This is a genomic window from Chryseobacterium sp. sg2396 (genome assembly GCF_042610505.1).
In the GTDB taxonomy this organism is placed as follows: domain Bacteria; phylum Bacteroidota; class Bacteroidia; order Flavobacteriales; family Weeksellaceae; genus Chryseobacterium.
This window is the reverse complement of record NZ_JBHGAQ010000008.1, coordinates 83660-96739: the sequence shown is the minus strand read 5'-3', so window position 1 is coordinate 96739 and position 13080 is coordinate 83660. Positions and strand designations below refer to the sequence as shown.

Below are 13080 nucleotides of genomic sequence, written 5' to 3'. Positions count from 1 at the left end.
AGATACAAAAATAAAAGAGTGCTAAAATACTCAGCACTCTTAACTTTATTATTTAATTATATTTTAAACCTAGCTTTTCACCCAGTTGAACTGGAACTGCAGATCAGGAGTTGAAATCCTGTCGGTAATTTTCTGAAGTCTTGCCGGAAGTTTCATCAGGTATTCCTGTGCCTTTTCCGCTTTTTCGTTCAGGCCTTTCACATGCTCGATCTTCCATTCGTCAAGGAGTTCTTTCATGATATTGATGTAATCCTGCCCTGTATACACCATGCAACGCTGTGCCGCATCCGAGAAATGTCCCCAAAGCTCGCCTGCCTTTTGCCCTGATTGTCTCATCATGTGTGCAGGCATCACGATTTTCTTACGCATCATATCTTCAAAGGCAAGGATCATTTCGGAAGGATCGATCTCAAGAATTTTTGTTACAAAATGCTTATATGCTTTAGCGTGTCTTGCTTCGTCGGCAGCAATTACCCCACACATTTTGGCCAGCTTTCCGTTTCCGCACTGTTTGGCCAACGTACCTACCCTTCTGTGGGAGATGTTGGTAGCCGTTTCCTGAAAACTCGTATATATAAAGTTACGGTAAGGATCCATGCTTGTTCCTAAATCGAAACCATCATTGATCAGATACTGAGTGGTAATTTCCACTTCACGCATATTTACTCTTCCGCAAAGGTAAAGGTATTTGCTTAAAAGATCCCCGTGTCGGTTTTCTTCAGCTGTCCAAGCTCTTATCCAGTTGGCCCAGCCGATTTCTTTCTTTTCCTGATCTATCCCGTCTACGCCCATAAGCCATGATTCGTAAGAAGGCAAGGCTTCCTCCGTAATACAGTCACCTATAAGCGTTACGAAAAGGTCATAAGGCATTTCCCTCGCGAAAGTCTGAATTTCTTCTAAATCGTATTTGAAGCTCTCGCTGGAAGGATCCGGAAGATAATCGGAAGGCTGCCAGATTTTTTCAATTGGCGTTAAAAATTTATCCAGAAAAGAACCGACTTCCTTTTCCAAAATTCCCATTACTTCTTTTCTTACAAGCTGCTGATACATTTTTAGAATTTAGATTAAACCGCAAAGTTAAAGCTTTCTTTATTATTTAGGACATAATATTATGTTAATTCTTCTGATATTCGTCATAAAAAAATGCCGCTATTGGTTTAATAACGGCAGGTGTGGTATAATATTATTACATTTTAGCTTACTAAGATATCCCCGGTCATTATTTCAGGAATTTCCACCCCCATTACTTTAAGAATGGTAGGGGCCACATCCCCTAATTTTCCGGGCTTCAGGTTCCAGGTCTGGTCTTTGTCCATTACGATGAAAGGTACCAGATTGGTGGAATGCTGAGTATTCGGTGACCCGTCCGGGTTAATCATCACATCGGAATTTCCGTGGTCGGCAAGGATGAAAACGGCATATCCATGCTCATAAGCGGTTGTTGCTACTTTTTCAATACACTGATCTACCGTTTCCGCTGCTTTTACGGCTGCTTCAAAAACCCCTGTGTGACCAACCATATCGGTATTGGCGAAATTCAGACATACAAAATCAGCCGTTTCATTTTCCAGTTCCGGAACAATGGCATTTGTAATATCATAGGCAGACATTTCCGGCTTCAGGTCATATGTTGGAACGTCTTTCGGGCTTGGACATAGCAGTCTTTTTTCTCCGTTAAAAGGTTCTTCTCTTCCTCCTGAAAAGAAAAAAGTAACGTGAGGATATTTTTCCGTCTCAGCAATTCTGATCTGTGTTTTATGGTTCTTCTCAAGAACTTCACCCATGGTTTGATGCAAAACTTCTTCGTCAAAAACCACATGAACATTCTCAAAAGTTTTATCGTAATTCGTCAGAGTAACATAATACAAAGGCAATTTCCTCATGAAATATTCAGGATGATCGTGCTGGGTAAGCACTTCGGTGATTTCCCGGCCTCGGTCTGTACGGAAATTGAAGCAGATTACCACATCATGATCCGTGATTTTCGCTACCGGCACCACATTTCCCATAGCCGTGGAATCGATCATGATAATCGGCTTCATGAATTCGTCTGTAATGTTCTCATCATACGATTTCTGGATTTCCAACAATGCATTTGTGGTCTGTGCTCCAACGCCTTCCACCATGGCATCGTACGCAATTTTTACACGCTCCCATCTTTTGTCACGGTCCATGGCGTAATACCTTCCTACTACAGATGCGAGTTTACCCACCGTTTTTTCCATGTGTTCCTGAAGATCCTGGATAAATCCTTTTCCGGAGCGCGGATCGCAGTCGCGGCCATCCGTAAAGGCATGAACAAATACATTTTCGTGCAACCCATATTCATGAGCAGCAGTTAAAAGCCCCTTTAAATGGTTGATATGCGAATGTACCCCTCCATCGGAAACCAAGCCGATAAAATGCACGTTTTTATTTTCTTTTTTTGCATAAGCAAAAGCATCCTGAATACCTTTCTGCTGACCCAGCGACCCGTTTTCAACAGCCATATTCAGCTTCACCAGGTTTTGGTATACCACTCTTCCTGCTCCAAGGTTCATGTGTCCCACTTCGGAGTTGCCCATCTGTCCGGCGGGCAGTCCTACTGCCAGTCCGCTGGCTTCTAAGGTAGTGTGTGGAAAATTTTTAAGGCAGCTATCTATAAAAGGGGTGTTTGCTTTATCAATGGCTGAAACATTAGGATTTGTTCCCAGTCCCCATCCGTCAAGGATTGCTAATATTGCTTTTTTTGACATTTTGTATAAACTTTTGTATTACAAATTTATTTATTTTGAAATAAAACGAAGAAACTACGGACTTAAAATTTGTTTAAAATTACCGTATTTGAGGGATTTCATGAATTTTATCCTAAACCCGTAATATCATCCTGCTGTTTTGCTGAAGAATGATACCTTATACCGCAACCTGGTTTCTGGCATCAGTAATGCTGATGGTCTGAACAGCAGTTGATCTTGCTTTTTAATAGTAATGACGACTTTTTACTTTATTTGGCAAATGATAAAGAGGTTGTCCCAACTTCTGAAACAACCTCTTTTATACTATTTTACCAAAGGATTTTTATCCTCCGTAATTTTTTAAGTAATCTTCCTGAGAAGCTTTGATTACTATTTTCGCATGCTCTGCACCGTATACTTCCTGGATTCTGCATTTTGCAGGCTCATCCGGTAAGTTTTTATACGTCAGGAAATAGTGCATTAATCGTTTCACTTCTGCTTCAGGCAATTCTGAAATATCTCTGAAATGTCCAAAGGCATGATCCCCGATCATTACGGCAACAATTTTATCGTCCGCTTCCCCTCCGTCGATCATTTTAAACCCTCCGATCGGAATAGCCTCCATCAATAAGCCTCCTGCGTGGATATTGTGAGAACTTAGGACACAGATGTCAAGCGGGTCATGATCTCCCATGGTTACATCGGTTGCTCCTCTTTCAATGGCAAGATTCATTACCTCAGTATCGCAATACGTTCTTGGCACAAAGCCATATAATGCCGGGATGATATTGGAAAATTTCTGAGGGCGGTCTACCTTCAAAAATCCGGTTTCTTTATCTACTTCGTATTTAATAGTGTCTGAAGGAACGATCTCCACGAAAACATTTACAACATTCGGCGCATCTTCTCCTGCAGAAATTCCGTGCCATGGATGTGCTTTAAAATTTGGAATCATTATTTAAATTTTTATTTTTTTAGTTAAGCTATTATTATAATTTCTTTTCTTAAATCTTCTATGGTCATGGAAATATAATCTTCATTCTCCATATAATTCATCAGGAAAATGGTTTTGAATTCATCAAGATTGATGTTTCCGTTGCTTTCTTCGTATGTTTTATGAAGCAGGGCGATGATGGCATTTTTGGAATCGACTATATTTTTCCATAAGCTTTTCGTGATATACAGCTGTTGGGAAGCATTATAATCGAATTCTTCATTGATGGCTTTTTCGGTAAGGAAGATAAATTCGTGGGCAGCGAGGCCTTTATCGAATCGCTGGATCAGGTTGGAAGGCTTCAGTCTTTCCATGAAGAGCGTCATCCGTTCATACGACTGTGTTTTGTTTTCTGAATTTGATTTTACAGAAAGAAGCCTGATTTCCTGCTCTTTAAGTTTAATGTAGGTGAATACAAATTGCCTAAGCAAAACCAAAAAAGGAATTGCAATGATCAATGTAAAAGCATACGGTAAATATCCTGAAAAACTAGCCATAATTTGAGGAAGCAAAATTACTAATTATTTGCATATTTTCTTATTATTTTCAAAATTTAATTAGCCGAAGTTTTTTTCTCATGTAAATTATGAAAACCAAGAAATACATCGGTAAACCCATTGTCTTTAGAATTCAAAAAGTGCGGGTCGCTGCGTTACTTCATGATAGCAAATGCTGTTCTCATCAAAATAATGATATACCAGGCTTTTCCTGGTTCTCGATTTATCCGGATGTGGCTCTCCGCCATGAAGAATGTTGGCATGCCAGATCAGCAGATCACCTTTTCTTGCCCGGAAGATTTCTTTTTTTAATCCCAATTCCTTTACCTTTTCTTCCAGAAATTCTTCGTAGGCTTTGTAGCTTTTCTTACCGATTTTGAGCGCATCACCTTCATTATCGTAATCGGAATTCAGAAAATAGGGTAATTTATGGCTTTCCGGAATATAGTGCAGGGCCCCGTTATTTTCATCAATGTCTTCCAGTGCGATCCATACCCCAAGAAGTCCGCCCAAAGGATAAGTCGTCATGTGAATACTGTCGGAATGGGTTTTCTGCTGGCTGCCATTGATGAAATTGATGCTTTGAAAGAGTTTTGCCTGGCCGTCCATGAGTATGGAAAGAAACTCCAGCAGGTCTTTATTGTTTCCGGTATTTTTAATGATTTCCGAATGGTGAATGGCGAACATCAGCTTGCCGCCGTAACGAAATTTAATCGTTCCTTCCGCCATCAGCTTATCGATCTCATCATTGATTTGATCGGCTGTCTCACTGCTTAGGTAATTTTTTAAAATCAGATATCCCTGGTCATCAAAGCGTTCCACACTGCCCTGATTTTCTGCAGAAAGGCTCTTATAAAAATTTGTTTTTTTAAGCCGCTGATAATCCAATTTCCTTTCATTTGAAGGAAGCTGGGCAAAATCTTTACTGGAAATACTGGAAAAATAACTTTTACGAATTCCGTATTTTTTATACAAAGGGATATTATGCTTAAGCTTCCTTTTGTTGAAAAAGTTGTACACAATATACGGAAGCTTATAATTTCTGATCTGTTTAAACATGGATTGTTACAAAAAAACAGGATAAATTTACGAATAATATATAGAATGAATCTGAATAATCAGTATGATCAGATAAATCTTTTCAGAAATTTATTTTCGATGAAGTTGTAATCTCGAAGATCCGCTCCGAAACTTTTAAAAAAGACTTCAATACCGCGGATATTACTGCCCATAAAATTAAACGACTGGTACCCGACATATTGCTGGAGAATCCTATCGATGAGAAAAGAAGATCCGTTTTCATGTTTGAAGTTTTCATTATTCACAAGTCCCAGAAGGGAAAGCTGCTTTTGATCTGCGATCAGTAATGCCAGGTTGATCAATATATTTCCCGAAAAAGCACCGCAGAGTTTCAGGCTATTGTTCTCTGCAAGGAAAATGAGATAATTTTTCAGCTGCTGCCACTCTGCTTCTTTTGCCAGCCCTTTGAAATTGTTTTTAATAAATTCCAACGAATCAGCATTTAAATCAATTTCATTGTACAAAAGATGCTGCGCCATTTTTACGGTGGATTTCCGGCCCTTAAAATATTTTTTCCGTCTAAGGATGGCATAGTCGGAAACGGGGATGATGTAGTTTTTACGTTTTTCCAGATCGTCATCAAACCGGTTCCTGTCATTGAAAGAATATAGAAAAACCTTGTATTTCTTTTTCAGGAAATTCAAAAATGCTCCGTTTATTCCTGGATCATCCGTTTTAGAAAAAATCCCCAGCTGCTGACAAAAAAGCGGCATATGGACAAAATCAATTCCCATTTTTCTCTTGATATGGATTGGCATTACCGCCTGATAATCATCTTTTACCAGAATATGCCAGTTTCCGGAAAGCTGGTCCAGCACTTCTTTTCGGGCATACCCGTTTTTCTGTTCTGAATTTTCCAGACAATGGGTATATTTATCGAAATCGATCTCATTATATTTCAATCTTCTAATCATAATAATCCGTCGTCTGAGAAACTAAAATATGAGTCTTGGGTAATTATAAGGTGGTCCAGCAGCTGAATATTCAGTACTTTTCCGGCTTCCTTGATCTTTTGGGTAATATCGATGTCTTCTTTACTTGGTTTTAAGTTTCCCGAAGGATGATTATGGGCTACGATAATTCCTGTCGAAAAGTGATCTAAAGCAGTTTTAAATAAAATCCTCACATCTACAATCGATTGGGTAATTCCGCCTTCGGTTAGCTTGGTAATGTGAATGATCTTATTCCTTTGATTGAGAAAAACGGCCCAAAATTCTTCTGTCCTAAGATCCGACATTTGATTTTTGAAAATCAGGTACGCATCATTGCTGTTAGAAATAATTTTTAGATCCGAAATTTCCTGCCTAGCCCTTCTTCTTCCAATTTCCAATGCTGTTGCTATAGAAATTGCCTTTACTTTCCCGATTCCTTTAAATTTCATGATATCCCGAATCGAAAGCAGACTCAGTTGATGCCAGTTATTGCCGGCCGAAGCCAGTATACTCTGGCTCAGCTCTACCGCAGTTTCGTCTTTATTGCCACTTCCTATTATAATGGCCAGCAGTTCCGCGTCCGAAAGTGAATTGATCCCTTTCAGTAAAAATTTTTCCCTGGGTCTGTCATCTTCAGCTAAAAATTTTATGGACATACAATTAAATTTTTGGATAAAGTTTTAATAAAATGCGTATAAAAGGATGGTTTTTTCGGAGCGGTCTATATATTTTGCAGTTTCATCAAATGCCTTCTTTGAAAGCATCGGACATCCGAAACTCAGGCATGACGGATGAACAGATTCCTTATCCGGGATACAGTAATACGAATGAAGAACAATCGCTCTTGATCTGGCATTGCTGTTGGTTTCATCCAGCCCTTCCAGACGATAAGCCTTTCCGAATTTTCCGGAATAACTTTCTTTTATTTCATATTTTCCTAATGACGACTGATGTGAACCGTCGATGTTGCTGAACTTTAACAAGGGTGAATTTTTAGTGACCGAACCATCACCGTGAGCGACAATCGCTTTCTGTAGTATTTTATTGTTTTTCAGGTCGTATAGAAAATATCTGTATTTTCCGGAATGGATCCTGAAATTGATAAACACCGCCAGATCCTGATTGTAATTTTTACCTTTAATGAAATTTTTAATTTCAGAAATTCTTGATTTTGGTACATCAATGCCGGAATCCAAACCCTGAGATTCAAATTTGGAGCATGAAATAAAGAATAAAAGAAAAAAAAGAAAGGGTTTCATCATTTGTGCTGTCTTTACTCGATAATCAATCCGTCTTTCATTACCAGTTTACGGTCAGTAATTTCAGCGAGATTGGGGTTATGCGTTACGATTACAAACGTCTGGTTGTATTTGTCCCTGAGGTCGAAAAACAGCCGGTGGAGATCGTCTGCATTCCTGGAATCCAGGTTCCCTGTCGGCTCGTCAGCAAAAATAATTTTAGGTGAATTAATTAAAGCCCTGGCCACTGCTACCCTCTGCGCCTCTCCTCCCGAAAGCTGGTTGGGTTTATGATGGAGCCTCTGGGCGATTTTAAGGTCTTCAAATAATGAGTAAGCTTTTTCAACCGCTTCCTTTTCATTCGCTCCTGCGATCTTAGTCGGAAGCAAAACGTTTTCCAGCGCGGTAAATTCCGGAAGCAGTTGATGAAACTGAAATACGAAACCGATGTTCTGGTTTCTGAATTTAGAAAGCTGCTTATCATTCATATTAATAAAGGATTCTCCCGCAATGGAAATTTCCGTATCGAATTTTCCGGAGGTAGTAGGCTGGTCCAGAGTTCCAAGAATCTGGAGAAGCGTGGATTTTCCCGCTCCGGATTCCCCGACAATGGATACAACTTCCCCTGTTTTGATCTGGATATCTACCCCTTTCAGTACTTCTAAATTCCCATAGAATTTATGGACATTTCTCGCTTTAATCATGATTCAAAAATAGTGAATTGATTTAAATCTGAAAAGCAATCCACCGGTATTTTCAAGGATTATATTTCAGCAGTGCACGAATGTTTCCCGATCCTGTTTGCCAGCCAGCTTACATAGAACAGCTGGAAACTATGGTAAATCATCACCGGCAGCAGAAACAGCACTTTCTGATCTTCAGGAATTCCAAGGACCATCACAAAGAGGCTTCCGTGAACCAATGATTTTTTCGATCCGCAAAATGTTGTCGTAATGACATCTTCTCTTTTGAAGTGTAATTTTTTAGAGATCAGTTTTAAAATTTCGTACACTGAAAAAAACAGTCCGATAACGCTGGCGGCAATAATGAAAAAAACCGTTGGCGGAACCGATGCAAAAACATTCTGTACAAAAGCTTCCGAGAAACTTTCATATACGATCAGCAGGATAATAAGCTTGTCGAATTCTGCAATGACTTTGCTGTATCTGGCTACCAAATTTTTTAAAACAGGATTTAAAAGCAATCCTAAAATAATCGGCAACAGTACTTTCAGCAATAGCTGCTGAATAATCTCGGAATTGTCAACATTTCCCTGATCCGGCTGAATAAAAAAGCTCATAAGCAAAGGCGTCATAACGATACCGATGATTCCTGAGATCGAGGCATTGAAAATTGCGGAGGTCACATTTCCTTTTGCAATGGAAACCATAACCACCGACGAAGATACTGTGGAAGGAAGGCTGGCCAGAAAAAACAGGGAAAGCCAGGTAATGAAATAGGCCGAATCTTTTACAAATACGTAAAAAGGGATAACCAGTAAAGGAAAAATGACAAACGTTCCCAGCTGTACCAGCAGATGAAGCTTCCAGTTGGAAATATCTTTTACGATTTCTTTAATATTCAGCTTTAATCCGTACAGCAGGAAGATTGCCGCAATTCCCCAGTCGATAAAAGCGGAAAGGTTAAAGTATTGATTGTATTCGTCACGAAAAGGGGTTGCCCGGCCGGCAATTACCATCGTAATCAGCAGAAGCAAAAAGATATTCTGCTTATCCATTTTCAATTTTATCATCTTCATTATTTAAAGGTAAGGAGGAATTGCCGGTCAAGCATTATGATCTGATGAAAATCAGGTTTATTAGTAAAAACAAAGAAGCTGTCATAAAAAGTTAGGCAGTCTGTTTTATTAAACTTCTTTTCAGGTTTCTTTTCATACAGCATAACGCGTGAATCATCATTTAATTTGCTCCGGAGAAGCGACATCTGTGTAGACCTATATCAGCATTTTGTAATACCAGAACTCCAGGAGGAATTCTATCTTACCATAGTACACCTATAGCGTGCTTGCGATATCCTTTTATTTCTTCTACACAGATATTGCTCCTCCGGCAGCATAAAAATTACCTGTTTGTTTTTGTCACAAAAAAAGACTGCCCAAACTTTTTGGACAGCCTATTTTTATTGGTTTAAACATTAATTAGAAATTACAGTAACAAAGTTAACGGGCTTTCCAAATATGTTTTTAAAGTCTGTAAGAACTGAGCTCCCGTAGCACCGTCTACCACTCTGTGGTCACAGGCTAAGGAAAGCTTCATAATGTTTCCAACCACGATCTGTCCGTTTTTCACCACCGGCTTTTCAATGATGGCACCTACGGAAAGGATCGCAGCATTTGGCTGGTTGATGATGCTGGTAAAGGTTTCGATACCGAACATTCCCAGGTTGGAAATAGAGAATGTAGAGCCTTCCATTTCGTTTGCTTTAAGACCTTTGTTTTTCGCTCTTCCGGCCATATCTTTCACCGCAGCTGAAATCTGCGTGTAGTTCATCTGGTCGGTATTTTTAAGCACAGGAACGACCAGTCCGTCAGGAATAGCAACGGCTACCCCAATATTGATATTCCCTCTGTGGATGATCTTGTCACCGGCCCAGCTTGAATTCACCTGCGGGTGCTTTCTCAATGCTACTGCCGTTGCCTTGATGATCATATCGTTGAAAGAAATTTTGGTATCTGGTAAAGAGTTGATTTCTTTTCTGGCTTCAATCGCTTTATCCATATTGATCTCTACCATCAGATAGTAGTGAGGTGCAGAGAACTTACTTTCTGAAAGACGTTTGGCAATCACATTTCTTACCTGTGAATTCTGAGTCTCCGTATCTTCTCCCTGAACGAAGCTTAAGGCAACCTGTGCTGCAGCAGGACTTGCCGCCGGAGCTGAAGCTGCCGGTTTTGCAGAAGGCTGATAATTTTCAATATCTTTTTTTACGATTCTGCCGTTTTCGCCTGAACCCTGGATGCTGTTGATATCTACACCTTTATCCTGAGCCATTTTCTTGGCCAGTGGAGAGATTGCAACCCTGTCCGAAGAGGAAGCTTCAGTAGCCGGAGCCGCTTTTTTGTCTTCTTTTTTAGATTCGGTCTTTTGTTCTGCCGGTTTTTCGGATGATGATGCAGCTGCTTTCGGAGCACCTACCGCGGAAACATCGGTGCCTTCAGGTCCGATAATCGCCAATACGGAATCAACCGGAGCAGCACCGCCTTCTTCAACGCCCTGCTTTAATAATACCCCATTGAATTCGGATTCAAAATCCTGAACGGCTTTATCGGTTTCGATTTCTGCAAGCAGATCACCTTCTTTTACGGTATCACCTACATTTTTGTGCCATTTCGCTACTTTCCCTTCCGTCATCGTGTCGGAAAGACGTGGCATGGTAATCACCTCCACTCCCGCAGGAACTTCAGCATCTGTTTGCTCTATGCTCGTTACGTTGTTTTCAGTTTTATGGTCTTCGTCTGTTTTCTTTTCTTCAGAGCTGGTAGATTGAGGAGCATCACCGCCGGTTAATCCGGAAATATCTTCGCCTTCGTTCCCGATAATGGCCAATACAGAATCCACTGCAGCAGCACTGCCCTCTTCAACCCCTACATAAAGAAGGGTCCCTTCTACTTCAGATTCAAAATCCTGAACGGCTTTATCGGTTTCAATTTCCGCTAAAATATCACCTTCCTTTACTTTATCTCCTACTTTTTTATGCCATTTAGCCACTTTTCCCTCCGTCATTGTATCGGAAAGACGTGGCATTGTAATTACTTCTGCCATAATTTATTTTAATTTGAAAATTTGGTAATTTGTTAATTTGAAAATTAAAAAAGGATGTATAGATCTCATTTTCAAATTTTCAGATTCCCAAATTGACTCATTATTTTTTTAGTTTTCTAATTTGTCTAAAAACGGATAGTCTTCCTGAGCGTACACATACTCATAGATCTTCTCCGGATCCGGATATGGGGAGTTTTCCATGAACTCGATGCACTCTTCCACAAAATCCCTTGATTTGTTATCCATTGCTTCCAGTTCCTCTTCAGTGGCCCAGCTGTTCGCAAGAATTCTCTGCTTGATCAGCTCGATCGGGTCATCATTTTTATGGATGGCCACTTCTTCCTTAGATCTGTACGGCTCAGCATCGGACATGGAATGTCCTCTGTAACGGTATGTTCTGGCTTCAATGAAAGTAGGTCCGTCCCCTCTTCTTGCTCTTTCGATCGCTTCGTAAGCAGCTTCAGCCACTTTTTCAGGATCCATGGCATCTACAGCAAGACAAGGCATTTCATATCCCAATCCCAGTTTATAGATGTCTTCGTGGTTGGCTGTTCTTTTTACGGAAGTTCCCATTGCGTACTGGTTATTTTCCACTACGAAAACTACAGGAAGTTTCCAGTTCATTGCCATGTTAAACGTTTCATGTAATGAACCCTGTCTTGCAGCACCATCTCCGAAGAAGCAGATATTTACTGCTTTCCTGTCGAAATATTTATCGGCAAAGGCAATCCCGGCTCCCAAAGGAATCTGTCCTCCTACGATACCGTGACCTCCGTAAAATCTGTGCTCCTTACTGAAAATGTGCATAGATCCACCCATACCTCCTGACGTCCCTGTAGCTTTGCCACAAAGTTCGGCCATGATTCTTTTCGGATCTACTCCCATCGCCATAGGATGGATGTGGCATCTGTAAGCGGTGATCATACTGTCTTTGGTTAAATCCATGGCATGCGTAAAACCGGCAGGAATAGCCTCCTGACCGTTATACAAGTGTAAAAAACCTCTGATTTTTTGTTTTAGATAAAGAGAACGGCATTTGTCTTCAAACCTTCTCCACATTGTCATATCTTCATACCACTTCAGGTATACCTCTTTAGAAAATTCTTTCATGTGTTAGCCTTTGCTTAATTATAATGAAATAGTCGAGCAAAATTATAAAAAAAACTTTGTTTTTATTGTATACCTACCCATTGTTTTTTTAGTTATAATATTATATTTACATTGTCAAACTTAAATATGGAAGAAAAACAGTCTTCGTTACTATATAAAACGTCAAAAATAATATCCGATTTTTTCAATCCTTTACTGTCTTTATTTATATTTTTCATCTACCTGAGTTTTATGAAATATTCCCTGAGAAACTCAATTATGTACTTCTTACCCATACTTTTGATTATCATTGCTCCGGTAATGGCCTGGCTGGTATGGAACGTAAAAACAGGCAGATACACAAATATGGATGTCTCCAACAGGGTACAGCGAAAAAGCCTTTATATCTTCATCGCCACCTGTGTTGTTTTTTATATTGCCTTCAATTATGTTAAGAACGGATATGTGGATCTGGTGATGCTTTTTATACTGATCCTGCTTTTTGCTCTGCAGATCAGTAATTTTTATATTAAAAGTTCGATGCACACGGCTTTCAATATATTCGTAGCCGCTTTGTTTTTCGCCTTGAACCATACGATGGGAATTGTATGGCTGGCCATTGCCATCCTGGTAGGCGTAACCCGGATTATCCTGAAAAGACATAACCCAAAGGAGGTATTGATGGGTGCCGGAATTGCTTTTACGGTATCTTTTCTCTACCTTTATTGCAATATTCAGTTTCAACATTAAGCAT

Annotated in this window: 13 protein-coding genes; 1 reads left to right on the top strand and 12 read right to left on the bottom strand. The window is 39.8% G+C overall.

The window, feature by feature from the left end; genetic code table 11:
- Positions 1-69: 69 nt before the first annotated feature.
- From ACED20_RS10295 to pdhA, 12 genes are all read right to left on the bottom strand, one after another.
- Positions 70-1050 carry an acyl-ACP desaturase gene (locus tag ACED20_RS10295; protein WP_294294827.1) on the bottom strand — a complete coding sequence of 327 codons (981 nt, stop codon included), beginning with the start codon at positions 1048-1050 and terminating at the stop codon, positions 70-72.
- A gap of 143 nt (positions 1051-1193) precedes the next feature.
- Positions 1194-2735, bottom strand: a complete 1542-nt coding sequence (gpmI, locus tag ACED20_RS10290; protein WP_294238519.1) for a 2,3-bisphosphoglycerate-independent phosphoglycerate mutase — start codon at positions 2733-2735, stop codon at positions 1194-1196.
- Positions 2736-3057: 322 nt separating this feature from the next.
- On the bottom strand, positions 3058-3669 hold the full coding sequence (locus ACED20_RS10285; protein WP_294220595.1) for an inorganic pyrophosphatase: 612 nt from the start codon (positions 3667-3669) through the stop codon (positions 3058-3060).
- Between the two features lie 23 nt (positions 3670-3692).
- A complete protein-coding gene (locus ACED20_RS10280) occupies positions 3693-4205 on the bottom strand; it encodes a hypothetical protein (protein WP_294231009.1) in 513 nt (170 codons plus the stop codon).
- Positions 4206-4331: 126 nt separating this feature from the next.
- The gene (locus tag ACED20_RS10275) at positions 4332-5264 is read right to left on the bottom strand and encodes a phytanoyl-CoA dioxygenase family protein (protein ID WP_378104429.1); all 933 of its coding nucleotides are present in this window, start codon (positions 5262-5264) and stop codon (positions 4332-4334) included.
- A 68-nt stretch (positions 5265-5332) separates the two neighbouring features.
- On the bottom strand, positions 5333-6199 hold the full coding sequence (locus tag ACED20_RS10270) for a hypothetical protein (protein ID WP_378104427.1): 867 nt from the start codon (positions 6197-6199) through the stop codon (positions 5333-5335).
- Positions 6196-6873: a DNA repair protein RadC gene (gene radC, locus ACED20_RS10265; RefSeq protein WP_294199155.1), complete on the bottom strand. Its 678-nt coding sequence runs from the start codon at positions 6871-6873 to the stop codon at positions 6196-6198. Before radC ends, ACED20_RS10270 begins: the two co-directional genes overlap by 4 nt.
- Before the next feature lie 24 nt (positions 6874-6897).
- Positions 6898-7413, bottom strand: a complete 516-nt coding sequence (locus tag ACED20_RS10260; RefSeq protein WP_378104425.1) for a murein L,D-transpeptidase catalytic domain-containing protein — start codon at positions 7411-7413, stop codon at positions 6898-6900.
- A gap of 77 nt (positions 7414-7490) precedes the next feature.
- Positions 7491-8159: an ABC transporter ATP-binding protein gene (locus tag ACED20_RS10255; protein ID WP_294199153.1), complete on the bottom strand. Its 669-nt coding sequence runs from the start codon at positions 8157-8159 to the stop codon at positions 7491-7493.
- Positions 8160-8218: 59 nt separating this feature from the next.
- On the bottom strand, positions 8219-9208 hold the full coding sequence (locus tag ACED20_RS10250) for a bile acid:sodium symporter (RefSeq protein WP_294199152.1): 990 nt from the start codon (positions 9206-9208) through the stop codon (positions 8219-8221).
- Positions 9209-9620: 412 nt separating this feature from the next.
- Complete coding sequence (locus ACED20_RS10245) at positions 9621-11237, bottom strand: pyruvate dehydrogenase complex dihydrolipoamide acetyltransferase (RefSeq protein WP_294199151.1); 1617 nt, start codon at positions 11235-11237, stop codon at positions 9621-9623.
- 108 nt (positions 11238-11345) lie between these two features.
- Positions 11346-12347: a pyruvate dehydrogenase (acetyl-transferring) E1 component subunit alpha gene (gene pdhA / locus ACED20_RS10240; protein ID WP_294263270.1), complete on the bottom strand. Its 1002-nt coding sequence runs from the start codon at positions 12345-12347 to the stop codon at positions 11346-11348.
- Between the two features lie 126 nt (positions 12348-12473).
- Between pdhA and ACED20_RS10235 the strand changes: the two genes are divergently transcribed.
- Positions 12474-13076 carry a phosphatase PAP2 family protein gene (locus ACED20_RS10235; RefSeq protein ID WP_294199149.1) on the top strand — a complete coding sequence of 201 codons (603 nt, stop codon included), beginning with the start codon at positions 12474-12476 and terminating at the stop codon, positions 13074-13076.
- Positions 13077-13080 lie beyond the last annotated feature (4 nt).

Excerpts from the sequence above, each read along its gene's own strand:
- ACED20_RS10235 (WP_294199149.1), top strand. The coding sequence starts at position 12,474 with ATGGAAGAAAAACAGTCTTCGTTACTATATAAAACGTCAAAAATAATA.
- ACED20_RS10245 (WP_294199151.1), bottom strand. The coding sequence starts at position 11,237 with ATGGCAGAAGTAATTACAATGCCACGTCTTTCCGATACAATGACGGAG.
- ACED20_RS10285 (WP_294220595.1), bottom strand. The coding sequence starts at position 3,669 with ATGATTCCAAATTTTAAAGCACATCCATGGCACGGAATTTCTGCAGGA.
- ACED20_RS10270 (WP_378104427.1), bottom strand. The coding sequence starts at position 6,199 with ATGATTAGAAGATTGAAATATAATGAGATCGATTTCGATAAATATACC.
- ACED20_RS10255 (WP_294199153.1), bottom strand. The coding sequence starts at position 8,159 with ATGATTAAAGCGAGAAATGTCCATAAATTCTATGGGAATTTAGAAGTA.
- pdhA (WP_294263270.1), bottom strand. The coding sequence starts at position 12,347 with ATGAAAGAATTTTCTAAAGAGGTATACCTGAAGTGGTATGAAGATATG.
- gpmI (WP_294238519.1), bottom strand. The coding sequence starts at position 2,735 with ATGTCAAAAAAAGCAATATTAGCAATCCTTGACGGATGGGGACTGGGA.
- ACED20_RS10295 (WP_294294827.1), bottom strand. The coding sequence starts at position 1,050 with ATGTATCAGCAGCTTGTAAGAAAAGAAGTAATGGGAATTTTGGAAAAG.
- radC (WP_294199155.1), bottom strand. The coding sequence starts at position 6,873 with ATGTCCATAAAATTTTTAGCTGAAGATGACAGACCCAGGGAAAAATTT.
- ACED20_RS10250 (WP_294199152.1), bottom strand. The coding sequence starts at position 9,208 with ATGATAAAATTGAAAATGGATAAGCAGAATATCTTTTTGCTTCTGCTG.
- ACED20_RS10280 (WP_294231009.1), bottom strand. The coding sequence starts at position 4,205 with ATGGCTAGTTTTTCAGGATATTTACCGTATGCTTTTACATTGATCATT.
- ACED20_RS10275 (WP_378104429.1), bottom strand. The coding sequence starts at position 5,264 with ATGTTTAAACAGATCAGAAATTATAAGCTTCCGTATATTGTGTACAAC.